We start from the raw sequence: 21,343 nt of genomic DNA, 5'->3' as shown, positions 1-21,343 counted from the left end.
GGGGCGATTGTGTGTCTTCGGTCACTGTCAAGAGTCGCTTGTCGGTGGCTACCTGCAAGTAATACAGTGGTGGTTACTGACCAGTAACAGCGTCCGGGAAGCGGGGGCCACCACGCGATGACCCACTACAAGAGCAACCTTCGGGACCTTGAGTTCAACCTCTTCGAGGTGTTCGGTGCCGACCGTACGTTCGGTCAGGCGCCGTACGCGGACCTGGACGTCGACACGGCCCGGAGCATCCTCGCCGAGGTCGAGCGGCTGGCCCGCGAGGAGCTGGCACCGAGCTTCGTCCCGGGCGACCGCAATCCGCCGGTCTTCGACCCGGCGACACACACGGTCACCATGCCCGAGGAGTTCCGCCGGTCCTTCGCGGCCTTCATGTCCGCCGAGTTCTGGCGGCTGGACCTACCAGAGGAGCTCGGCGGCACCAACGCCCCCCGGGCGCTGTGGTGGTCCCTCGCCGATCTGGTGCTGGGCTCCAACGCGCCGGTCTGGATGTACGCCTCCGGGCCGTCCTTCGCGCACACCCTCTACGTCGAGGGCACCCCGGAGCAGAAGGAATGGGCCAAGCTCTTCGTCGAGCGGCACTGGGCGTCGACCATGGTGTTGACCGAGCCGGACGCCGGTTCCGACGTGGGCGCCGGGCGGACCCGGGCTATCCCGCAGCCGGACGGCTCGTACCACATCGAGGGCGTCAAGCGCTTCATCACCAGCGGCGAGCACGACCTCAGTGAGAACATCATCCACTACGTGCTGGCCCGTCCGGTCGGCGTCGAGGGCGCCGGCGGCCCGGGAACCAAGGGCCTGTCGCTGTTCGTCGTGCCGAAGTACCACTTCGACGGGGCCACCGGTGAGCTGGGCGAGCGCAACGGCGTCTTCGCCACCAACATCGAGCACAAGATGGGGCTGAAGGTCTCCACGACCGCCGAGCTCACCTTCGGTGAGCACGGCGTGCCGGCGAAGGGCTGGCTGCTCGGCGACGTACACGACGGCATCCGGCAGATGTTCCTGATCATCGAGTACGCCCGGATGCTGGTCGGCGCGAAGGCCATCGCCACCCTCTCCACCGGCTACCTCAACGCCCTGGAGTACGCGAAGAACCGGGTGCAGGGTGCCGACCTGCTGCAGATGACCGACAAGGCAGCCCCCCGGGTGACGATCACCCACCACCCCGACGTGCGCCGCTCGCTGATGCTGCAGAAGGCGTACGCCGAGGGCCTGCGCGCCCTGGTCTGCTACACCGCCAGCTGGCAGGACAAGATCAATATCGCGCGGGCGGCCGGTGACGAGGAGGCCGTGAAGGTCGCCAAACGGGTCAACGACCTGCTGCTGCCCCTGGTCAAGGGGTGCGGCTCGGAGCGGGCCTACGAGCTGCTCGGCCACGAGTCGCTGCAGACCTTCGGTGGTTCCGGCTTCCTGCAGGACTACCCGCTGGAGCAGTACGTCCGCGACTCGAAGATCGACACGCTGTACGAGGGCACCACCGCGATCCAGAGCCTCGACCTGTTCTTCCGCAAGATCGTGCGGGACAACGGGCAGTCCCTGATGACCGTCGCCGGTGAGATCCAGGCCTTCATCACGGCCGAAGGCGGAAACGGCCAGCTCAAGGAGGAGCGCGCCGCGCTCGGCCGGGCCCTCGGTGAGGTGCAGAACATCCTCGGCGTGATGACCGGCTGGCTCGGCGAGGTACAGAGCGGTGAGCAGCGTTCGCTGTACAAGGTCGGGCTGAGCAGTCGCCGACTGCTGCTGGCGCTCGGCGACGTCGTCGTCGCCTGGCTGCTGCAGCGGCAGGCCGAGGTTGCCCTGACCGCGCTCGCCGGTGAGGTCTCGGCCGCCGACCGTAACTTCTACCAGGGCAAGGTGGCGGCGGCCCGGTTCTTCGCCAGCGAGGTGCTGCCCCGCATCGGAGCCGATCGCCGGATCATCGCCGGAACCGCCCTCGACCTGATGGATCTGCCCGAGGAGGCGTTCTGACCGGCTGAGGCGGCCAACGCACACCCACCTCACCCCGCCACGGGCGGTCGGCGGGAGCCCCCTGCTCGCCGACCGTCCGGCGCCGCCGTTTCAGCCCCTGCCCGCCGGGTAGATCAGCAGGCGACCGCACAACTTGTAGCGACCGCACAAGGAGTGCAGCACATGGGCATCGGCAGTGGAATCTTCCTCATCGCGGTAGGCGCCATCCTCGCGTACGCCGTCCGGGCGGACGTGTGGTGGCTCGACGTACAGGCCGTGGGCTGGGTGCTGATCCTCGCGGGTCTGGCGATCCTGCTCACCGTGCTCTGGTTCTGGAACGATCGTCGTCGCCGGGCACGGACGGTGATCGTCGAGGAGAACAAACTCTCCCATCCGGCGCAGGTGGTGCCACCGCCGGCGGAACCCCCACAGCCACCCAACTGATCCGTACGCCGCGCACATCCCGGTCGGGCCGAGGCCTGCCCGGGATGTGTCGCGTCGGCGTCAGCCGACCCCTGCCCGGGATGTCTGGCGTCGGCGTCAGCCGACCGAGGCGGCCCGGGCGGTGTACGCCGTGACCAGCGCCGCCGTCTCCGGTCGGCACTGCGACCAGTCGCCGGTGAACTCGTGCACCGCCAGTCCGCAGGTGCGCAGCCCGGTGTCGTCGATGCCCTGCGGGTCGAGCAGCGCGGAGAAGTTCGAGATCGTGGGATTGTGGCCGACGATGAGCAACCGTTCGTGCCGGGCGTCGAGTTGGCGTACCACGGCGAGCAGGTCACCCGGGCTTCCGGCGTACAGCGACGGTTCGTAACTCACCGACGGCGCCGGACCCGCCGACGACGCCTCCTGCCAGGTCTGCCGGGTCCGCCGCGCGGGCGAGCAGACCACCACCTGCGGCCAGTGGTCGTGCTCGGCCAGCCAACGGCCGGCGTACGCGGCGTCCGAATGCCCGCGTGGGGTGAGCCCACGCGCTGAGTCGCTCATCTGCTCGGGCTGCTCGGCCTTGGCGTGGCGCAGCAACACGATCGTGCGTCGTGGCATGGCCCCAGCATGCCTGATTGAGCCGAGAACCGCCTGGGTACATCCGAGCCCGCCGCTACCTCACGAGCGGCATCGGGCCGGTACGACGGTGCCGGCAGTAGCCAAGGAGGTACGAAGTGGGCATCGGCGGAAGCATCTTCCTTGTCGCCCTGGGCGCCATCCTGGCCTTCGCGGTCGAGGCTGAACTGGGCTTTCTCAACCTGAACACGGTCGGCTGGGTGTTGATGGCAGCGGGTGTGTTCGGGCTGATCCTGACCTTGTGGTTCTGGCAGAGCCGCCGCCGTAGCGTGGTGACCCGATCCGCCGCCGAAGAGCCGGCGGCCGTCGCCCCGCCCGCGTCCGACCACGTCGTGGAGGAGCAGTACCGCGAGGTTCGTCGCCCGGGACGCCCGGTCTGAACCCCGTGGCGCACCTCGTCGGCGCAGCCGCACCTACAGCAGCTCTGTTCGCCTGACCGCCAGCTGGCGGTCAGGCGAACAGAGCGAAGTAGATCGCGATGTGGTGGCAGAGCGCGGCGACCAGCGTGCAGGCGTGGAAGAACTCGTGATGGCCGAAGACCGTCGGCCAGGGGTTCGGCCGGCGCAGGGCGTAGAAGATCGCCCCGATGCTGTAGACCGCGCCGCCGACGACCAGTAGCACCAGGGCGGTGACGCCGCCGTAGCGCAGGATGTCGGGCAGGACGGCGACGGCCACCCAGCCGAGCGCGATGTAGAGCGGGGCGCCGGCCCAGCGTGGCAGGTGGGGCCAGATCAGCTTCATCGCCACCCCGCCCAGGGCGCCGGCCCAGACGACGGTCAGCAGCGTCGCCGCGCTGCGCCCCGGCAGGAGCAGCAGGCAGAACGGGGTGTACGTACCGGCGATGAAGACGAAGATCATCGAGTGGTCCAGTCGGCGCATCACCTGATAGGCGCGCTCCGACCAGACCCGACGATGGTAGAGGGCGCTGGTGCCGAACAGACCACAGACCGTGAGGCTGTAGACGACGCAGCTGATCAGCGGGGTCCAGCCCGGTCGGGTCGCGGCCAGCGCGCAGAGCACGATGCCGCTGACCAGGGCCACGAAGAATGCGTACGTGTGCAGCCAGCCGCGCATCCGGGGTTTGCCGATGTCGACCGGCTTGAGGCGAAGGGGTGCTTCGGTGGTCACCCACTTAGGTTACGGCACCGTAGGTTACTGCCAGGTAGTGAGTCGTCTCACGTCCAGCTGACAACGACGGGCCAAGATGGTGTCATGCGGATCCATCGCGTCGGTCGGCGTGCACTGCTGCTCGAATGGGCAGCGCCGGACCCGGCAACCATCGATGCCTGGCGGGCCGGCCTCGACCACCGTCGCGACCAGGGCGAACTCGCCGTCGACGACATCGTCCCCGCCGCCCGTACCATCCTGCTCGACGGCCTGGCCGACCCGGTCGCGACCGCCGCCGCGCTGGCCGGCTGGCGGCCGCCACCGCTGCGGACCAGCGCCGACACCCGGCCGGTCACCGTCACCGTCCGGTACGACGGGCCCGACCTGCCCGACGTCGCCCGGCACTGGCGGGTACCCGTCGACGAAGCCGTCGACCGGCTCGCCGGCACCGAGTTCACCGTCGCCTTCTGCGGCTTCGCACCCGGCTTCGGCTACCTCACCGGACTGCCCGACGAATGGTCCGTACCGCGCCGGCCGACACCGCGCGCCACCGTCGCGGCCGGCTCGGTCGCGCTCGCCGGACCGTACGCCGGCATCTACCCGTCCGCCTCACCCGGCGGCTGGCAACTCGTCGGCCACACCGACCTGGTGCTTTTCGACCTTGATCGCGACCCGCCCGCCACCCTCACCCCCGGCACCCGGGTCCGGCTGGCCCCGGCCGACACGCCGCCGGACGCGCCGGCCGACGTGCCACCGGACGTGCCGGCCGACGTGCCACCGGACGTGCCGGCCGCCGCGCCACCGGACGTGCCACCAGTCGATCGGGGCGACCGGTGATCGAGGTCGTCCGGGCCGGCGCGCTCTGCACCGTTCAGGACCGGGGCCGGCCCGGCTGGGCACACCTCGGCGTGCCCCGCTCCGGTGCCCTCGACCAGCCGGCGCTGGCGCTGGCCAACCGGCTCGTCGGCAACCCGCCCGACGCCGCCGGTCTGGAGATCACGCTCACCGGCTGCCAGCTGCGGCTGCCCGCCGGAGGCACCGTCGCGATCACCGGCGCGCCCGCCGCGATCCGCCTCGCCGGTCGACCGGCCGGCTTCCTCAGCTGCGTACCGGTGCCGGCCGGGGCCCACCTCGACGTCGGACCCGCCCGGTACGGCGTGCGCAGCTACCTCGCGGTGGCCGGCGGGATCGCCGTACCGCCGGTGCTGGGCAGCCGCTCGACCGACCTCCTCGCCGGCATCGGTCCACCGGTGGTACGCGACGGCACCGTCCTGCCGGTCGGCGACGCCCCGACCACCGTCGACGGGCCGCCGCCGGCCGACCCCGTCCCCTGGTCGGCACCGGCCGACCCGCTCCGGCTCACCGTACGGCTCGGCCCGCGCGCCGACTGGTTCACCGAGGCCGCGCTGCGGCGGCTGCTCGGCACCCCGTATCTGGTCAGCCCGGTGAGCAACCGGATCGGGGTCCGACTGACCGGCGCACCGCTGACCCGCCGCGTCCCGGACGAACTACCCAGCGAAGGGCTGGTCCTCGGCGCCGTCCAGGTCCCCGCCGACGGTCAACCACTGATCTTCCTCGCCGACCATCCGACCACCGGCGGCTACCCGGTCATCGGAGTGGTCGACGACGTCACCGGGCTCGCCCAGGCCCGGCCGGGCACTACCGTGGAGTTCCATGGACCTCAACGCGGACCTCGGTGAAGGCTTCGGCGTCTGGCGCCTCGGCGACGACGAGGCGCTGCTCGACATCGTCACCTCCGCCAACGTCGCCTGCGGCTTCCACGCCGGCGACCCGGTGACCATGCGGCGGATCTGCGCGGCGGCCGCCGACCGGGGTGTCACCGTCGGCGCCCAGGTCGGCTACCGCGACCTGGCCGGCTTCGGCCGGCGGCGGATCGACTACCGCTTCGACGAGCTCCGCGACGACGTGCTCTACCAGATCGCCGCGCTGGACGGCTTCTGCCGGGTCGCCGGCACCCGGGTCCGCTACGTCAAACCGCACGGCGCGCTGTACAACACCGCCTGCGTCGACGAGGCCCAGGCCGCGGCGGTGGTCGCCGCCGTGGCCGACGTCGACCCGACGCTGCCGATCCTGTGCCTGCCCGGTTCGGTGCTCAGCCAGCTGGCCACCGGTGCCGGGCTGCGGGCCGTCGCCGAAGGCTTCGCCGACCGGGGCTACCAGCCGGACGGCCGACTGGTGCCGCGCGACGCACCCGGAGCCCTGCTCGACGACCACCGTGAGGTCGTCGCCCAGGCGCTGTCGATGGCCGGGTCGGGCACCGTGACCGCCACGGACGGCACGGCGGTCGCCAGCCCCGTCGAGTCGATCTGCGTACACGGCGACACGCCCGGCGCGGCCGCGCTGGCCCGGCGGATCCGCCAGTCGTTGGAGGCGGCCGGCCAGCGGCTCACGGCCTTCGTCTGACCGTCCCGGTCAGACCGGGGTGCGCGTGGGGTGCGTGCCGGTCAGGCTTCGGCGTCGTCGGCCGGGTCGACACCACGCAGGATCAGCGGTACGCGGGCCGCACCCGCCGGGTCGACCCGTACCGGCACGCCCCAGTCCTGCCGGGTCAGGTGGCAGGCGGCATGCTCGTTGTCGGCGTCGCAGGTGGCAGCCTGCGCGACCACCTGCAGTACGCCGGCCGGCACCGACGGGTCGATCACCAGCCGACGGCTCAGCCCGGTGTCGGTGCCCGCACCGTCGCGCAGCAGCCCGGGCGGATCGGCCGAGACCTCCAGCCGGGTGGCCGGACCGAAACTGGTGTCGAGCTTCTGCCCCGGTGCGGGAGTGAACACCACCTCCAGGGTCACCTCACCGGGTGCCACCAGCAGCGGCGGGCGTACGGTCCGGTGCCGTGCCCCATCGACGGTGGCCCCGGCCGCCGACAGGGCACCGGGCGCGATCCGGGTCACCCGGTGGGCGGCGGACTCCACCACCCAGACGGTGCCGTCAGCGGTCACCAGCACGTCACTCGGCTCGGCCAGCCCGTCCAGGACCGTCGTCACCCGGTCGGTGGCCGGATCGTAGCGGCGGATCGCGCCGTTGTAGGTGTCGGCGACCAGCACCGTACCGTCGGCCAGTGCACAGACCCCGAGCGGGTGCTGCAGCAGTGCCTGCGCCGCCGCCCCGTCGACCTGCCCGAAGTCGAACAGGCCCTGCCCGACGACCGTCCGCAGGTGCCCGTCGACCACCTGCCGCAGCGCACTGGTCTCACTGTCGGCGATCCACAGCTGCCGACCGTCGACGCTGGTCGCCAGGCCGGACGGCTGCGCCAGCCAGACGTCGGGAAGGGGACCGTCGCGCAGCGACTCGACCGTGGTGCCGGCGTACATGCCGGCGGTCCGCGTACCCGGGTCGAACCACCACAGCTGGTGGATCCCGGCCATCGCCACGATCACCCGGCCGTCGTACCAGGCGAGGTCCCACGGCGAGGAAAGATCCACGGCGAGCGCGTCGTGCGGGTCGTAGTCGACACCTGAGCGCCACTGCCGGCCGGAGCCGGCGACGGTGACCACCTCGCCGGTGCTCGTCCGTACCCCGCGCAGCAGGTGGTTGACCGTGTCGGCGACCACCAGGTCGTACCCGGCGACGGCGGCGACCTCGGCCGGTAGCCGCAGCAGTCCCTGGGGCTCGCTGAACCGGGCGTTCGCGGCGTCGCCGTCGGTGCGGCCCCGGGCCCCGGAGCCGATCCGTCGGCGTACCGTCTCACCGTCGGGCGCCAACTCCACCAGCGAGTGCCGGGCGGAGTCGGAGACCAGCAGCCCGCCGTCGTCCAGCGCGACCGCCTTGCCCGGAAAACGCAGCGTCGTGTCGGCCGGTTCCGGCGGTACGTACGGGCCGTCGCCCCGGTGCAGCGTGCCCTTCGCCTCGTGCGCCCCGATCAGCTGGTCGATCTCCCGGACCAGGCCTTCGGCGTGCCCTTCGCCGGCCATGGTGGCGACGACGTAACCCTCCGGGTCGACCAGCACCAGGGTCGGCCAGGCCCGGGCGGCGTACTGCTGCCACATGTCCAGCTCGGGATCGTCGAGCACCGGGTGGGTCACGCCGTAGCGCTCGACGGCGGCGGTGACCGCCACCGGATCCCGCTCGTGGGCGAACTTCGGGGAGTGGACGCCGATCACCACCAGTACGTCGGCGTACTTCTCCTCCAGCGGGCGCAACTCGTCCAGCACGTGCAGGCAGTTGACGCAGCAGAAGGTCCAGAAGTCCAGCAGGACGATCTTTCCCCGCAGGTCGGCGAGGGAGATCGGCCGGCCGGCCGTGTTCAGCCACTGCCGGCCCTTGAGCTGCGGTGCCCGCACCCGGGGCTGTGGCGGTGACGATGGACTCGACATCTGCGGTGGGCTCAGTTGTCCGGTGCTGAACTGGCGTCCGGCGCCGAGCTGGCATCGGGAGCCGTGCCCGCGTCCGGGTCGTCGCCGGCGGCTGCCGGCTGGAGGCAGAGCACCTGCTCACGTCCGGAGTCGCCGGCCACCTGGATGTGCGGCGCGTTCGGGTCGGCGCACTGGTCGACCTGGTCGACCTTGGCGACCACTTCGAAGGCGTTCGGCTCGGCGCAGTCCGCTGGCGCGGCGGTGTTTCCGGACTGCTTGACACACGCGCCGACGGCCGGGTCGAACGCCTGGTCACCAGGGCGGGTGATCAACCAGACCAGCGACATCGGGATCGCCACCAGCAGTACGGCGGCCACCAGCACCGCCAGCAGGACTCGACCGTTGCGGACCTGGGGGGCCGGCTCCGGGGTCGCTTCCTGCTCCGCGGGGGCGGCCGGCTCCGGGCGGAACGCGTCGAACCGGTTCTGCTCCGGATCGGGGGCGTTCCACTGGTTGCCAGCGGGCGTCGGACCGCCGGCCGGCGGATAGCCGTCCGGGGCGCCCTGCTGGGCGCCGAAGGTCGGCTGACCCTGCGGCGGGCTGCCGAAGGCCGGCGGGCTCTGCGGTCGGGCGCCGAAGGCCGGCGGGCTCTGCGGCCCGGCGTTGAGGTGCGGTTGGCCCTGGGGGCCGGGGCCGAAGTGTGGCGGGCCCTGCGGCCCCGCACCGTCACCGGCCCGGTCGACCAGATCTCCGTACGGTTCGGCACCGGACGGTCGGAATCCCCGACCGCCGTCGGCTGACGCTGGAGACGCGGGCTGGATGTGCGCTCCGGCGCTCAGGTGCGGTAGCGCGAGATCGACGGCGTCCTGGCCGTTGCCGGCACCCGGCGCGACTGCGGCCGTACCGGGACGGGCACCGAACGGCGGCGCGACCTGCCCAGCTGGCCGGGGCGGCAGCGGCCGGGGCGCGGCCGGATGCTCCGGTGCCGGTACCGGTGAGCCGGTGGGCGGGAAAGGCCCGTCGCCGGGCCGGTTCGGCGGTTCGCCGGCACCGAACGGTGCCGGTCGATCGGCGGGGGACTGCTCCGGTTCCGGGCTGGCAGGACGCCCGTACACCCGGGGTTGGGCCGGCGGCCGGTTGGCGACGATCGCCGACTGGTCGGCGGGCGGCGCGACACGACTCGCGGTCGGCACCGACGCGCTCGCGCTCACCGCCCGGCCGGCGGCACCGGCGGCACCCGCTGCGGCGGCCGACGGGCCGCCGAAGGCTGGCCGTTCGGCGTCGGCGGCGGGCGGCTCGTCGAACGGGCCGCGCTGCTGCGGAACATGCGAGGCCGGTTGCGCGGCCGGTGCCGCCGCCGGCGCCGGAGCGGGCGGAGCCGGTGGTGGGGCCGCCGGGCTCAGCGGCGTCGGGGTGCCTCCGCCGAGTGCTGCGGCCAGCGAGGCACCGGGGACCCGGGTCTCCTGCGGTGGCAGCGGCGTCGGACCGGCCGGAGCGAACGGCAGCGCCGCGCCGTGCCGGGCCGGTTCCGGTGCGGTCGGTGCGGGCGGCGGTGCGGCCGGCGGCTCGAACCGGTTCTGTACCGGTCCAGGAACGAAGGGCTGCGGTTCGGCAGACCGTTGGGCGTCGGCCTGCCAGGACGGTTCGGCAGACGGGCGGGCCTCGCCTGGCCAGGACGGTTCGGCCGGCGGACGGGCCTCGCCTGGCCAGGACGGTTCGGCCGGCCGGCCGGCGTCGGCGTCGCGGTGCGGATCCGGTAGCGGCTGTGGCTCGGGCTGGCGCTGGGGCAGCGAGCCGAACCCACCGCCGGGTGCCGGCGGCCCGGCTGGCTGGTCTGCCTGCGGGGTCGGTAGATCGGACTGGTCGGTGCCGGTCCGCCAGGCCTGCTGCGGGGACCAGGGTGCCGCCGGCGGGATGCTGGGCGGCGGCGTCCAGTTCAGCTCGCCGGGAGATTGCGGTTCCGGCTCGCCGGACTGGCCGCCCGGCGGCGGGTACGCGCCGGGCGGGGCCGGGTACGGGGCCGGAGCCGGGTAGCCGGCGGGGCGACCCGGCTGGTCCCCGAAGCCGGTGCCCCAGCCGCCGGCCGGTGGGGTCCACTGCTGCGGCTCGGGGCCGCTGCCGGCTTCACCGGTCGCCTGACCGACGCCGTGTCGTTGGCTGGCGTAGGGCGCGGGTCCGCCGGTGCCTGCCTCCTCCGGCTCCTGGCCGGGATGCTGGGTGCCCTCGGACGTCATGTGCGCCTCCTCCATGACCTGTCAGCCGTGCCGTGCCACCGACGTGGCTGGTCGGTCGACCAGTGACGCCGGTAGTCCGGCCGGGCGGGCCCGCCCGCTCCCGGCGATCGAGATCACCGGAGGCTGGCCAGCCGGATTGCGTCGGCTGGCGGCCCGGCGGCGGCTGACCGAATCTGGTCCGCAGCGCGCCGGATCGACCCGACGACGACCGAGCCCACCGTACCGGGCCGTTCCGAGCGGAGGAATCCCGGTGCCGCCGAAGTGGCACGTGTGTCGTGGCGTGGCGCAGGGTTCGCGGCGGCGAGTTCAGTTGTAGTAGCGCTGTGCGATCGCGCGGATTTCGTCGCGGACCGCTGCGGAGTCGGTGGCGCGCAGCGCACGCTCCAGCGCACGGGCCCGGCGGTTGGTCTCCCGGTGCCGACGAATTCGATCGATCATGGACATGACGTGCTCTCCTGTGGATCTGCGTGGCCGGCCATCTGTCGGCCGATTCAAGTAAACCTCGAACCCGCCGCCGGTTGCCAACGATTTGAAGGTGACGCCGCACACCTGCCTTAGAAACGTCGGCACCGTAAGCGGGTCACCGAAGTATCGTCGGCCACTCGCGAGGAACGGCGTTGCAGTCGGTAGCGACTGCAACGCCGTTCGTAGTGGTGGTCGGGATGGAAGAGCGCGTTCAGGTCCAGGCGAGCAACATCGCCTCGGGATCGGTGAGGAACGCGCCGATGTCGCGAAGGAACGCCGACCCCAGTTCGCCGTCGATGATCCGGTGATCGAACGACAACGCCAGGGTGGCGACCTGCCGTACCCGAATCTTTTCCTTGTGCACCCAGGGTGCCTTGCGGATCGTGCCGACCGCGAGAATCGCCGATTCCCCCGGCGGCAGGATCGGCGTCCCGCTGTCCACCCCGAACACGCCGACATTGGTGATGGTCATCGTTCCGCCGGCCATGTCGGCCGGCGCGGTCCGACCAGACTTGGCCGTACGGACCAGAGCCGACATGGCCTCGGCCAGCTCCAGCAGGGTGAGCCGGCCGGCGTCCTTGATGTTCGGCACGATCAGCCCACGGTCGGTGGCCGCCGCGATCCCCAGGTTCACGTACTCCTTGACCACGATCTCGTCGCCGGCCCAGGTGGCGTTGACCATCGGGTGCCGGGCTGCGGCCAGCAGCATCGCCTTGGCGACCATCAGCAGCGGTGAGACCCGGACCTCGCGCCACTGCGGCTGCGCCCGCAGCCGCTCCAGCGCCTTCATCGACCGGGTGAGGTCGACAGTCAGGAACTCGGTCACATGCGGCGCGGTGAAGGCGGAAGCCACCATGTTCTCGGCGGTCAGCTTGCGGACGCCCTTGACCGGAATCCGCCGTTCCCGGTCGGTGCCGACCCGGGCGGCGGACGCCGCGACCGCGACGTCGGCGCTCGCGTCGGCGGCCGGGGAGTCGACCGCCGGTGCGCTGGCCCGCAACACGTCGTCGCGGGTGACGGAACCGAGCGGGCCGCTGCCGACGATTCCGGCCAGGTCGACCCCGAGGTCCCGGGCGAGCTTTCGGACCGGCGGTTTGGCCAACGCCCGGGCCGCCGCGCCGGTTCGCACATCGGCCGGCGGCCCGACCGCAGCGACAGCGGCCGGTGGTGTGACGGCGACAGCGGCCGGTGGTGTGACGGCGGCCGGCGGCTCGACCGCAGTGCCGGCCGGCGGTGCCTGCCCGTTGGTGCGGCGGGGCCGGCGGACCGCCGCAGTGGTCCGTGGGCCGTAGCCGACCAGGACGGCCGTGCGGCCGCCCGGTGCCGGGCCGCCGATCATGCCGGGCTCGATCGCGCCCTCGGCCGGTGGGATCTCCGGCGGATCCGTCGGGCCGGCCGACGGATCCGTGTCGATCGCGATGATCGCCGTGCCGACCTCGACGGTGGTGCCTTCCGGATGGAAGATCGCCTGGACCTGCCCGCCCCACTTTGCCGGGATCTCGACCGCTGCCTTCGCGGTCTCCACCTCGACGATCGGCTGGTTCAACTCGATCGTGTCGCCGACCGCGACGAGCCACTTGAGGATCTCGCCCTCGGTGAGACCTTCGCCGAGGTCAGGCAGGTCGAACTGCTTGATACGCGACATCGGCGCTCACCAACCGAACGCACGGTCGACGGCGTCGAGCACCCGGTCCAGGTCCGGCAGGTACTCCTCCTCCAGCCGGGAGGCCGGGTACGGCGTGTTGAACCCGCCCACCCGCAGCACCGGCGACTCCAGCGAGTAGAAGCACTCCTCGGTGATCCGGGCCGCGATCTCGGCACCGAGCCCGAGGTTGGTCGGCGCCTCGTGCACCACCACGCACCGGCCGGTACGCCGGACCGACTCGTACGCCCCGGCCAGGTCCAGCGGGGAGAGCGACCGCAGGTCGATCACCTCGAGCTCGCGGCCCTCCTCGGCGGCGGCGGTGGCCGCGTCCAGGGCGGTCCGCACCATCGGACCGTACGCCAGCACGGTCGCGTCGTTGCCGGGCCGCACCGTGCGGGCGGCGTGCAGTGGGTACGCCGTACCCGGTGGTGTCTCCAGCTCGACCGGTGCCTTTTCCCAGTAGCGCCGCTTCGGCTCCAGGAAGATGATCGGGTCGTCGGAGAGCACCGCCTGCTGGATCATCGTGTAGGCGTCCTGCGGGTTGGAGCAGGCGACGACCTTCAACCCGGCGGTGTGCGAGAAGTACGCCTCCGGTGACTCCGAGTGGTGCTCCACCGCGCCGATGCCGCCGCCGAACGGGATCCGGATCACGATCGGCAGCTTCACCTTGCCCTGCGACCGGTAGTGCATCTTCGCCACCTGCGACACGATCTGGTCGTACGCCGGGTAGACGAAGCCGTCGAACTGGATCTCGCAGATCGGCCGGTAGCCACGGATGGCCAGGCCGACCGCGGTGCCGATGATCCCGGACTCGGCCAACGGGGTGTCGATCACCCGGGTCTCGCCGAAGTCCTTCTGCAGGCCGTCGGTGATCCGGAAGACGCCGCCGAGCTTGCCGACGTCCTCGCCCATCAGGATGACCTTGCTGTCGCCCTCCAGCGCCTTGCGCAGACCGGCGTTGAGCGCCTTGCCCAGAGTGAGTGTCTCGGCCATCAGTGCGACCCTCCCTCGAACGACGCCTGGTACCGCTCGAACTGGGCACGCTCGGCCTCGACCAGCGGGGAGCCGTGCGCGTACACGTGGTCGAACAGCGCGCCCGGTTGCGGATCGGGCATGGCTAGCACCCGTTCCCGCAACTGGACCGCGTCCCGTTGCGCCTGCGCGTCGACCTCGGCGAAGAAGTCGGAGTCGGCGATCTGCTGCCTGGTCAGGAAGGCGCGGACCCGGGCGATCGGGTCCTTGGCCTGCCACGCCTCGACCTCGCTGGCGATCCGGTAGCGGGTCGGGTCGTCCGAGGTGGTGTGCGCCCCCATCCGGTACGTGTACGCCTCGATCAGCGTCGGACCCTGCCCGTGCCGGGCGTTGTCCAGCGCGGCGCGGGTCACCGCGTAACTGGCCAGTACGTCGTTGCCGTCCACCCGTACGCCGGGAAAGCCGAAGCCGGAGGAGCGCTTGTAGAGCGGGATCCTCGTCTGCCGTTCCAGCGGTTCGGAGATGGCGTACTGGTTGTTCTGACAGAAGAAGACGATGGGTGCGTTGAAGACGCTGGACCAGACGAAGGCCTCGTTGACGTCACCTTGCGCTGACGCGCCGTCACCAAAGTACGCGATGACCGCCTCGCCGTCGTCGCCGCCGGTCCGACCGTCCATGGTGATGCCCATGGCGTAGCCGGTCGCGTGCAGTGTCTGGGCGCCGATCACGATCGTGTACATGTTGAACTTGAACTCGTTGGGGTCCCAGCCACCCTGGTCGACGCCGCGGAACAGCCCCAGCGGCATGATCGGGTCGATGCCCCGGCAGTAGAGGACGCCGTGCTCGCGGTAGGTGGGGAAGGCCATGTCCTGCTCGCGCAGTGCCCGGCCGGAACCGACCTGGGCGGCCTCCTGGCCGAGCAGGCTGGCCCAGATGCCCAGCTCGCCCTGGCGTTGCAGGGCGGTCGCCTCGGCGTCGAGTTTGCGCACCACGACGAGGTCGCGGTAGAGGCCGCGGTACTGCTCGTCGGTGAAGTCGACGGAGTACTCCGTACCGTCCGGGCCGGTGACCCGGTCGATGCGCTCGCCCTCCGGGGTGAGCAGCTGCACCAGCTCCGGGTCGGCGGCGGTCCGGGTGGTCCGCCGTCGGGCCGTGGCCGGTCTGCCGCGGGTCGCCGTCCCGCGGTCGACTTTCGCCATCCGTCTCTCCCATCGTGTGTGCGTGGCAGCGGGGGTGTCCCGACCGCGCAGCTCGTCCTGCTGTCGGCTGCTGCCGAGGCAGGTCCTCTCGCCGCGCCTGGCCCGGTCAGGGTTGCCGCGCGGCACGGGCCGGATTCTGGCTGGACCCGGTCCGGAAGGGGACAACATCGAGTCGTGTCCGCCACGGGTAGCGGCGGAGGCAGCGGCGTCGGTGCCGTCCGGTCCATACTCGCATTGAAGGTGAGGGGCGTCATAGGTCGGTCCGGGTCCGAAGACGTGATGTCCGCGTTGCGCGGAACTTGCCGGGTGACGCGGCGTTCGGGGGACTGTCGCTCATCCGTCCGGTTCTGATAACACGATGTATTGAACTGGAAAACTTTCTGTCACTGCCTCAGTATGTATCCAGGGCCGACGATCGGTGGACCACCGGTCGGGCCACACCGACGAGGAGACCAGCCGTGTCGCTGCCGCAGGAAAGCGCAGCTCCGACCGCCGGACTGAGCGGTCCGGCGCGGCGGTTCGCCCTGATCATGGCGTTGCTGGTGACGACAGCGTCGCTGCCCATGCTGGCGACGCTGCAGGCTGGCTCGGTGACGGCGACCGGTGACGGTCGGACGGCCGTCGTACCGCTGCTCGGTCAGCCCGGCGGCGGGCCGGTCGTGCGATACCCGCAGCCGAGTCCGATCGCCAATCCGTCCCAGACCGACACCGCCGACCACGGCGGCATCGACACCGCTGTCGGCGGCGGTCCGGCTCAGGCGGGCCGGCCACCGACCGGCACCCGCACGGTGCCGCCGTCGCGGGGCGACGGGTCGGGTGGGGTACTCGTCGGACCGGTGTCACCGCCGCCGGTCGCCCCGACGTCGCCGGCTCCGGTCGTCCCCACACCGGGCCCGACGCCGGCCCCGACCCCGTCCACCAGCCCCACGCCTGACACCGGTCCGGACTCCGGTCCGGGTGCGGGTGCCGAGGGTGACCCCGGTACGGGCGCGGAGGGCGACCCTGGGACCGGCGCGGAAGGCGATCCCGGTACGGGCGCGGAAGGCGATCCGGGTACGGGCGCGGAAGGCGACCCTGGGACCGGTGCCGAAGGCGATCCGGGTACGGGCGCGGAGGGCGATCCGGGTACCGGCGCCGAAGGTGACCCTGGGACCGGCGCCGAAGGTGACCCGGATGCGACCCCGGAGCCGTCTCCGGCACCCGACCTGTCACCGACGCCGGACCCCGGCCAGAGCCCCAGCCCCAGCCCGGAACCGACGACCACCGCCGATCCCGGTGCGTCGAGCACCGGCCCGCGCGGTGGATCGTCCGGTCGGGCGGTCAGCTCTGCTCGTCGGCGAGCCGCTGCCGGTTGGCGTCGATCCAGGCGTCCAGCGCCTGCGGATCGTTGAGGTCGACACCGTCGGCGAGGAGCTGGGCCACGGCAGCGGTGGCCGGGCTGCGCCGCTCCCCGGTGGTGTAGAGGCGGACGAACTCCGGCACGATCTCGGCGATCGCGGTGTCGGTCTGGCTGATGGCCGCCGCCGGCAGATTGCGCTGCTGCCCGGCGTACGCGGCCCAGCCCCGGACCACGGCCGGTAGCATCGCCGCGTCGTCGATGTCGAGCACCGCCCGCCGGTGCACCCAGTCCAGCAGGAACATCCCGGCCACCGCCGGACTCCAGCGCATCGGGTCGGGATCGAGCAGGCTCGCCGAGTGGTCGAGCACCAGGCTCAGGCAGAAGTGCAACGAGGCGAGGTCGCTGGTGCCGGTCGAATCGAGGCCGAACCGCCGCGCCTGCGGCGAGGCCAGGAACTCGCGGACCAGGACGGTCCGCCGATCGGCGGGGATGGGGTCGTCACCGGGCGGTGCCACCACGGACGTCGGCGCCGGCAGCACCGCGAGCCGGGCACCGACCAACGCCCGGTCGGTGGCGAGTGAGCCCTCGCTGGGCAACTCCCGCAGGCCGTCGGTGATGGCCAGATGCCGGCTGACCTCGCCCCGCAGGACCCCGGGGTCCTCCTCGCGGAACCAGGTCAACTCGTCGTTGGCGCACATCTGCCGCACCTGGCCCAGGATCCGCTCCGCCGGGCCGCCGACGAAGACGTCCTTGGTGATGCCGATGTTGTGGTCGACCAACGCGACCACCGCGTGCTCCGGTCCGCCGAGGTCGTCGTCGTAGGCGAAGGTCGCCAGGTAGGACGTCTGGTCGCCGTACACGTCGCCGTAGGCGTAGCTGCCGGTCAGCCGTACCTGACCCAGCCGGCTGGACCAGTCGGGTGCGGTGCTGCCGATCTTGACGCCGGCGGCTCCGGCCGCGTCCGGGACGAGCCGGGCGAAGACCGTCCGGATCGTGGTGGCGGACGCGGCCCGGCGGCGGGTGGTGGCGGACAGGAAACTACCGACGAACTCCCGGACCGCGGCTGCCCGGTCGGTCTCGGCGACGGCGTAGACACTGCCCAGCAGGGCGGCACCGAGCATCTCCGCGTCGAGTGCACACTCCAACTTGGTCACGTCACGGGCGGCCGCGAGCACCGCGTCGTAGGGGGTTTCTGGCGTGGCCATGATTCGACCCTACGCCCGCCCCCCGGCAACTGGCATCACCAGTGCGTTACATGTCGGCCACGCCTGGCCGCCGGAATCCGGTCGGCTCAGCGACCTGACCGGGACCGTGCCTGGTCCAGGGCGTCGCTGGCGTCGCTGTGGGCGGCCAGGACCGCGCGGACCGGGGCGACCACGTGGCGTCGGGCCACGTCGGCCACGGCGTCGTAGAGCCGGTCCTCGGCGCGTCGGCGGGCCCGCCGGGCCGCCCAACCGGTCACCGGCCGGATCAGCAGGCCGACCAGGACGCCGCCGAGCAGACCGCCGAGCAGCAGTACCGTCGGCACCGGCACCACCCCGACCGCCGGGTACTCCAGCGCCGGCAGACCCAGCACCCGGACGACGAAGCCGACGAGCAGCCAGCCGAGCCCGGCGGCCGCCGCGGCGGTCACCAGCCACTGCACCGCGCCGACCGCCCGCCACCACAACGGCCGGTCGACCGGGGCCAGATCGGCGGCACCGACGGCCCGGTCCAGCGCGTCGGGCAGATCGGCGGTCTGCGAACGGGCGGCGGCGGTCACCGCCGCCGGCCAGGGTGCCGGCAGTTGGCTGCCGGCCTGCTCGGCGAGGCCGCGTACCGCCAGGTCGACGGCCGCGCGCTGGGCGGCGCTCGGCGCCGGCAGCGACGTCACCGCCAGCGGCGCCGGCGGGTCGGCCGGGCCGTCGGACGGCGCCCCGGGCGGGCCGTCGGCCCGTCGGGAACCGAGCAGGTGCAGCCGCAGCAGCGGGTCGGGGCGCAGCCGGTGCCAGGCCCGGCTGACCGGCCAGCCGGTCGCGGCGGCGGCCCGCTGCCGGTACGCCGATTCGACCGCCTGGGCGACCGTCGGCACTCCGGCGGCGTCGGCCAGCGCGGAGCTGAGCCGTCGGACGGTGCCCCGGTTGATCTCCTCCTCGGCACGTCCCACCGGGCCGACCAGGTCGCCCAGATCGTCGGTGACCGCGTCGAGGTCGCCGGCGAGCCGACGCAGCACCGCCTGCCGTTCGGTCACCGTACGCTCCAGTTGCCCCCGTAGTTCGGCCATCGCGGCCGGGATCACCGCCGAGGTGGCCAGCAGCGGTACGCCGGCGAGTTCGTCGGTGTCCAGCAGCCGGCGCAGGTCGGCCATCAGCCGGGTGAGTTCGGACTGGTCGAGCCGGTCGGCCTGGTTGAGCACGACGACCGTGACGTCCCGGTTGCGGTGGAACTCCCGTAGGTAGCCACGGTGGATCACCCGGTCGGCGTACTTCTGCGGGTCGACCACCCAGATCACCAGGTCGACCAGGCCGAGCAGCCGGTCCACCTCCAGCCGGTGGCCGAACTCGACGGAGTCGAAGTCGGGCAGGTCGAGCAGGACCAGCCCGTGCAGCCCGGCCTCGTCGGTGCCGTCCAGGGCACTTTCCCGGACGAACCGGTGCCGGGGCAGTACGCCGACCCAGTCCAGCAACTCGCCGGCACCGTCGACCGGGCCCCAGACACAGGCGTGGGCGTTGCCGGTGGTGGGCCGGCGCACGCCGACCGGGGAAAGCTCCATCCCGGCCAGTGCGTTGAAGATGCTCGACTTGCCGCTGCCGGTCGCACCGGCCAGCGCCACCACGGTGTGCTCCCGGGACAGCGTCAGCCGGGCACCGGCCCGCTCGACCAGGGTGCGGGCCGCGCCGAGCCGGGTGTCCGGGATCCGTCCGTCGGTGGCGCGCAGGAACCGGCCCAGCGCGGTGAGGCGGGCGACCAGCTGGTCGGCGTCGACGCGGGGTTCGCGGCGGACCGCGCCACGGACGCGGTCGACGAAGCCGGTCACGCTACGGCTCCCGGCAACGGGCCGGCGGCACCCGGCAGGGTGTCCGGCAGCCGGTACGGCGTACCGCCGTGCAGGCCGGCGCCGGTGCGCGCCCGCTCGACCTCGGCGGCGGCGGCGCGTAGCCGGTCGCCGGGCCCGGTGTCGGGTCCGAGGATGCTCGTCGGCAGCCCGACCGCGTCGATCAGGTCGAGGTAGCGCCCGGCCTCGTCGTCGAGCAGGTCGCGGATCCGCTGGAGCAGACCGTCCCGGGACCGGTTGGCGAGGGTGCGGATGGCCTGGTCACCGAAGATCGCCTCGAGCACCTTCTGGGCGGCCACCGTGGTGCCACCGGCGGCGGCGACCTCCAGCCCGGTGGGGATGAACGCGGTCGACGCGAAGACGGCGACCATGACGGCCAGGCCGGTGGCGTTGACGGCGTACGCGGCGGTCCGGGCGACGAACCGTTTGTCGCCGGCCTCGGCACGGACCAGTTCGAGCACGTCGCGTTGCCAGTCGCGGACCAGACGTTCGGCGCGTTCGGGCAGGTCGGCCGAGGGCCGGGCCAGCTCGGGGGTGAGCAGCGCGGCTCCGGCCGGGTGCGCCCGCCAGGCCAGCTGCGCGGCGTCGGCGCCGTCGGTGGCGGCCCCCCGGATCAACGTGACCAGCTGGGATTCGATGGCGCTGCGCAGCTGGCTGGCCGGGGCCGGTCGGCCGGTGACGACGCTGACGACGCGGTCCCGCAGCCGACCGACCCGGGCCTCCAGCGAGCGGAACAGTTCACCGGTGCCGACGAAGTCCTGCCAGCGGCCGAGCACCTCGCCGCGTAGCAGCCGGCCGTCCTGCACGGCCTGCTCCGCGCCGCGCGCGGCGGTGCGGTACGCCGACCGGACCCGGTCGCTCAGTGACCCGGCGGCGTCGAGCTGGTCGTCGGCGGCGGCGGCCAGCCCGTCGACGGCCGGCGCGAGGGCGCTCAGCGCGCCGTCGAGGGTCTGCCGGATCACCGCCGCGCGGGCGTTCGCGTCGCTGGCGAGCATGCCGAACCACTCCCGCAGCGGTGCGGTGACGATCTCCGGTAGCAGGCCCTGGCCGTCGACGACCGTTTCCGGCACCACGAAGATCGGTACGTCGTCGAGGTCGTTGTCGGCGAGCATCTCCCGCAGGTGGGCGGTGATCTCGTCGACCGCTTCGGGCGGTACGCGGTCCAGCGCGAGGGCGAGCATGGTGCCGCGCAGCTGGGCGGTCTGCAGCAGTTGCCAGGGGACCGCGTCGGCGTACCTGGCGGCGGTGGTGACGAACAGCCACAGGTCGGCGGCGGCGAGCAGTTGTACGGCGAGCGCCCGGTTGGCGTCGACGACCGAGTCGATGTCCGGGGCGTCCAGGAAGGCCAGCCCGGGCAGCAGTGCCGGCGCGGCCACGAGCTGCAGCGCGTCGGGTGCGTCGGTGGGGCCGGCGGTGCGGGTCAGGCCGGGCAGCAGGTCGCCCTGGCGGAACCAGGCGGTGTCGGCGGGGTTGCTGACCAGCACCGGCGAGCGGGTCGTCGGGCGGAGCACCCCGGTGGCGCTGACCCGGGCCTGGACGAGGCTGTTGACCAGGGTCGACTTGCCGGCTCCGGTGGAGCCGCCGACCACCACCAGCAGTGGGGCGTCGAGCCGGGCGAGCCGGGGCAGCAGGTAGTCGTCGAGTTGGGCGATCAGCCCGGCACCGACGGCGCGGGCCTCCTCGGCGGAGGGCAGCGCCAGCGGGTACGCCGTCCCGCCGATAGCGGTGCGTAGTCGATTGAGTGCTCCGGGAAGTTCCGGTGCACTCGGGCTGGGCGCGGCCGGTCCACCCTGCGTGGTCACGGGTAGAGCGTGCCTGATCTATGCATGCCAGACAACCTGAACCGGCCCGGCGCGCCTGGTGATCTGATCGTGATTCATGGGCTCACCTGCGCTGTCGGTGCAGGTGGGGGCCATTATTGCGTGTCCCCGGCTCAACCTGACTTGACGGTGGCTGCGATCGTGGCAGTATTGAGTCAAGTCCACTCAACTTGTGGTGGGTGTACGGCGGGGCGGTGCCCCGG

18 protein-coding genes are annotated in these 21,343 nt (G+C 72.6%); 6 read left to right on the top strand and 12 right to left on the bottom strand.

Annotation, left to right across the window (positions count from 1 at the left end; translation table 11 throughout):
* Positions 1 to 117: 117 nt before the first annotated feature.
* Positions 118 to 1,974 carry an acyl-CoA dehydrogenase gene (locus ACN28F_RS15875; protein ID WP_289208733.1) on the top strand — a complete coding sequence of 619 codons (1,857 nt, stop codon included), beginning with the start codon at positions 118 to 120 and terminating at the stop codon, positions 1,972 to 1,974.
* A gap of 162 nt (positions 1,975 to 2,136) precedes the next feature.
* Positions 2,137 to 2,397 (top strand): DUF6458 family protein, encoded by a 261-nt coding sequence (locus ACN28F_RS15870; RefSeq protein ID WP_289208732.1) that lies wholly within the window; start codon positions 2,137 to 2,139, stop codon positions 2,395 to 2,397.
* A 96-nt stretch (positions 2,398 to 2,493) separates the two neighbouring features.
* Here the strand turns inward: ACN28F_RS15870 and ACN28F_RS15865 are convergent, their stop codons facing one another.
* Positions 2,494 to 2,994, bottom strand: coding sequence for a SixA phosphatase family protein (locus ACN28F_RS15865; RefSeq protein WP_421358460.1), 501 nt, complete (start codon positions 2,992 to 2,994; stop codon positions 2,494 to 2,496).
* 116 nt (positions 2,995 to 3,110) lie between these two features.
* On the opposite strand from ACN28F_RS15865, the gene ACN28F_RS15860 reads away from it, so the two are divergent.
* On the top strand, positions 3,111 to 3,392 hold the full coding sequence (locus tag ACN28F_RS15860) for a DUF6458 family protein (protein WP_289208730.1): 282 nt from the start codon (positions 3,111 to 3,113) through the stop codon (positions 3,390 to 3,392).
* 70 nt (positions 3,393 to 3,462) lie between these two features.
* On the opposite strand, the gene trhA is transcribed toward ACN28F_RS15860, so the two are convergent.
* A complete protein-coding gene (trhA, locus tag ACN28F_RS15855) occupies positions 3,463 to 4,140 on the bottom strand; it encodes a PAQR family membrane homeostasis protein TrhA (protein WP_289208729.1) in 678 nt (225 codons plus the stop codon).
* An 84-nt stretch (positions 4,141 to 4,224) separates the two neighbouring features.
* Here trhA and ACN28F_RS15850 point away from each other — a divergent pair, with 84 nt between their 5' ends.
* The 3 genes from ACN28F_RS15850 to ACN28F_RS15840 are packed head-to-tail and all read left to right on the top strand — an operon-like array spanning position 4,225 to position 6,543.
* Positions 4,225 to 4,956, top strand: coding sequence for a 5-oxoprolinase subunit B family protein (locus ACN28F_RS15850; protein WP_421358458.1), 732 nt, complete (start codon positions 4,225 to 4,227; stop codon positions 4,954 to 4,956).
* Positions 4,953 to 5,819 carry a biotin-dependent carboxyltransferase family protein gene (locus ACN28F_RS15845; RefSeq protein WP_421358456.1) on the top strand — a complete coding sequence of 289 codons (867 nt, stop codon included), beginning with the start codon at positions 4,953 to 4,955 and terminating at the stop codon, positions 5,817 to 5,819. Before ACN28F_RS15850 ends, ACN28F_RS15845 begins: the two co-directional genes overlap by 4 nt.
* A complete protein-coding gene (locus tag ACN28F_RS15840; RefSeq protein ID WP_421358454.1) occupies positions 5,794 to 6,543 on the top strand; it encodes a LamB/YcsF family protein in 750 nt (249 codons plus the stop codon). The genes ACN28F_RS15845 and ACN28F_RS15840 overlap by 26 nt, the downstream gene beginning before the upstream one ends.
* A gap of 41 nt (positions 6,544 to 6,584) precedes the next feature.
* On the opposite strand, the gene ACN28F_RS15835 is transcribed toward ACN28F_RS15840, so the two are convergent.
* The 10 genes from ACN28F_RS15835 to ACN28F_RS15790 form a co-directional block, all read right to left on the bottom strand.
* Positions 6,585 to 8,453 (bottom strand): NHL domain-containing thioredoxin family protein, encoded by a 1,869-nt coding sequence (locus ACN28F_RS15835; RefSeq protein WP_421358451.1) that lies wholly within the window; start codon positions 8,451 to 8,453, stop codon positions 6,585 to 6,587.
* Positions 8,454 to 8,464: 11 nt separating this feature from the next.
* Entirely contained in the window at positions 8,465 to 10,666 is a 2,202-nt protein-coding gene (locus tag ACN28F_RS15830) for an LppU/SCO3897 family protein (protein WP_421358449.1), read from the bottom strand.
* A gap of 306 nt (positions 10,667 to 10,972) precedes the next feature.
* Positions 10,973 to 11,110, bottom strand: a complete 138-nt coding sequence (locus tag ACN28F_RS15825) for a hypothetical protein (protein ID WP_282224690.1) — start codon at positions 11,108 to 11,110, stop codon at positions 10,973 to 10,975.
* Positions 11,111 to 11,342: 232 nt separating this feature from the next.
* Positions 11,343 to 12,776 carry a dihydrolipoamide acetyltransferase family protein gene (locus ACN28F_RS15820; RefSeq protein ID WP_421358447.1) on the bottom strand — a complete coding sequence of 478 codons (1,434 nt, stop codon included), beginning with the start codon at positions 12,774 to 12,776 and terminating at the stop codon, positions 11,343 to 11,345.
* A 6-nt stretch (positions 12,777 to 12,782) separates the two neighbouring features.
* Entirely contained in the window at positions 12,783 to 13,772 is a 990-nt protein-coding gene (locus ACN28F_RS15815) for an alpha-ketoacid dehydrogenase subunit beta (RefSeq protein WP_289210772.1), read from the bottom strand.
* Positions 13,769 to 14,947: a pyruvate dehydrogenase (acetyl-transferring) E1 component subunit alpha gene (gene pdhA / locus ACN28F_RS15810; protein WP_282224692.1), complete on the bottom strand. Its 1,179-nt coding sequence runs from the start codon at positions 14,945 to 14,947 to the stop codon at positions 13,769 to 13,771. The genes ACN28F_RS15815 and pdhA overlap by 4 nt, the downstream gene beginning before the upstream one ends.
* A gap of 754 nt (positions 14,948 to 15,701) precedes the next feature.
* A complete protein-coding gene (locus ACN28F_RS15805) occupies positions 15,702 to 15,875 on the bottom strand; it encodes a hypothetical protein (RefSeq protein WP_289208723.1) in 174 nt (57 codons plus the stop codon).
* 392 nt (positions 15,876 to 16,267) lie between these two features.
* Entirely contained in the window at positions 16,268 to 17,491 is a 1,224-nt protein-coding gene (locus ACN28F_RS15800; protein ID WP_421358445.1) for a hypothetical protein, read from the bottom strand.
* 86 nt (positions 17,492 to 17,577) lie between these two features.
* The gene (locus ACN28F_RS15795; protein WP_421358443.1) at positions 17,578 to 19,302 is read right to left on the bottom strand and encodes a GTPase; all 1,725 of its coding nucleotides are present in this window, start codon (positions 19,300 to 19,302) and stop codon (positions 17,578 to 17,580) included.
* Positions 19,299 to 21,122 (bottom strand): ABC transporter, encoded by a 1,824-nt coding sequence (locus ACN28F_RS15790; RefSeq protein ID WP_289208720.1) that lies wholly within the window; start codon positions 21,120 to 21,122, stop codon positions 19,299 to 19,301. Before ACN28F_RS15790 ends, ACN28F_RS15795 begins: the two co-directional genes overlap by 4 nt.
* Positions 21,123 to 21,343: the final 221 nt, after the last annotated feature.

It is taken from the genome of Solwaraspora sp. WMMA2101 (assembly GCF_049179175.1).
Classification (GTDB): Bacteria; Actinomycetota; Actinomycetes; order Mycobacteriales; family Micromonosporaceae; genus Micromonospora_E.
The sequence above is the reverse complement of the archived record's forward strand: the minus strand, read 5'-3'. Positions and strand labels throughout refer to the sequence as shown.

Excerpts from the sequence above, each read along its gene's own strand:
- ACN28F_RS15825 (WP_282224690.1), bottom strand. The coding sequence starts at position 11,110 with ATGTCCATGATCGATCGAATTCGTCGGCACCGGGAGACCAACCGCCGG.
- ACN28F_RS15800 (WP_421358445.1), bottom strand. The coding sequence starts at position 17,491 with ATGGCCACGCCAGAAACCCCCTACGACGCGGTGCTCGCGGCCGCCCGT.
- ACN28F_RS15875 (WP_289208733.1), top strand. The coding sequence starts at position 118 with ATGACCCACTACAAGAGCAACCTTCGGGACCTTGAGTTCAACCTCTTC.
- ACN28F_RS15870 (WP_289208732.1), top strand. The coding sequence starts at position 2,137 with ATGGGCATCGGCAGTGGAATCTTCCTCATCGCGGTAGGCGCCATCCTC.
- ACN28F_RS15835 (WP_421358451.1), bottom strand. The coding sequence starts at position 8,453 with ATGTCGAGTCCATCGTCACCGCCACAGCCCCGGGTGCGGGCACCGCAG.
- ACN28F_RS15840 (WP_421358454.1), top strand. The coding sequence starts at position 5,794 with ATGGACCTCAACGCGGACCTCGGTGAAGGCTTCGGCGTCTGGCGCCTC.
- ACN28F_RS15850 (WP_421358458.1), top strand. The coding sequence starts at position 4,225 with ATGCGGATCCATCGCGTCGGTCGGCGTGCACTGCTGCTCGAATGGGCA.
- ACN28F_RS15830 (WP_421358449.1), bottom strand. The coding sequence starts at position 10,666 with ATGACGTCCGAGGGCACCCAGCATCCCGGCCAGGAGCCGGAGGAGGCA.
- ACN28F_RS15865 (WP_421358460.1), bottom strand. The coding sequence starts at position 2,994 with ATGCCACGACGCACGATCGTGTTGCTGCGCCACGCCAAGGCCGAGCAG.
- pdhA (WP_282224692.1), bottom strand. The coding sequence starts at position 14,947 with ATGGCGAAAGTCGACCGCGGGACGGCGACCCGCGGCAGACCGGCCACG.
- ACN28F_RS15820 (WP_421358447.1), bottom strand. The coding sequence starts at position 12,776 with ATGTCGCGTATCAAGCAGTTCGACCTGCCTGACCTCGGCGAAGGTCTC.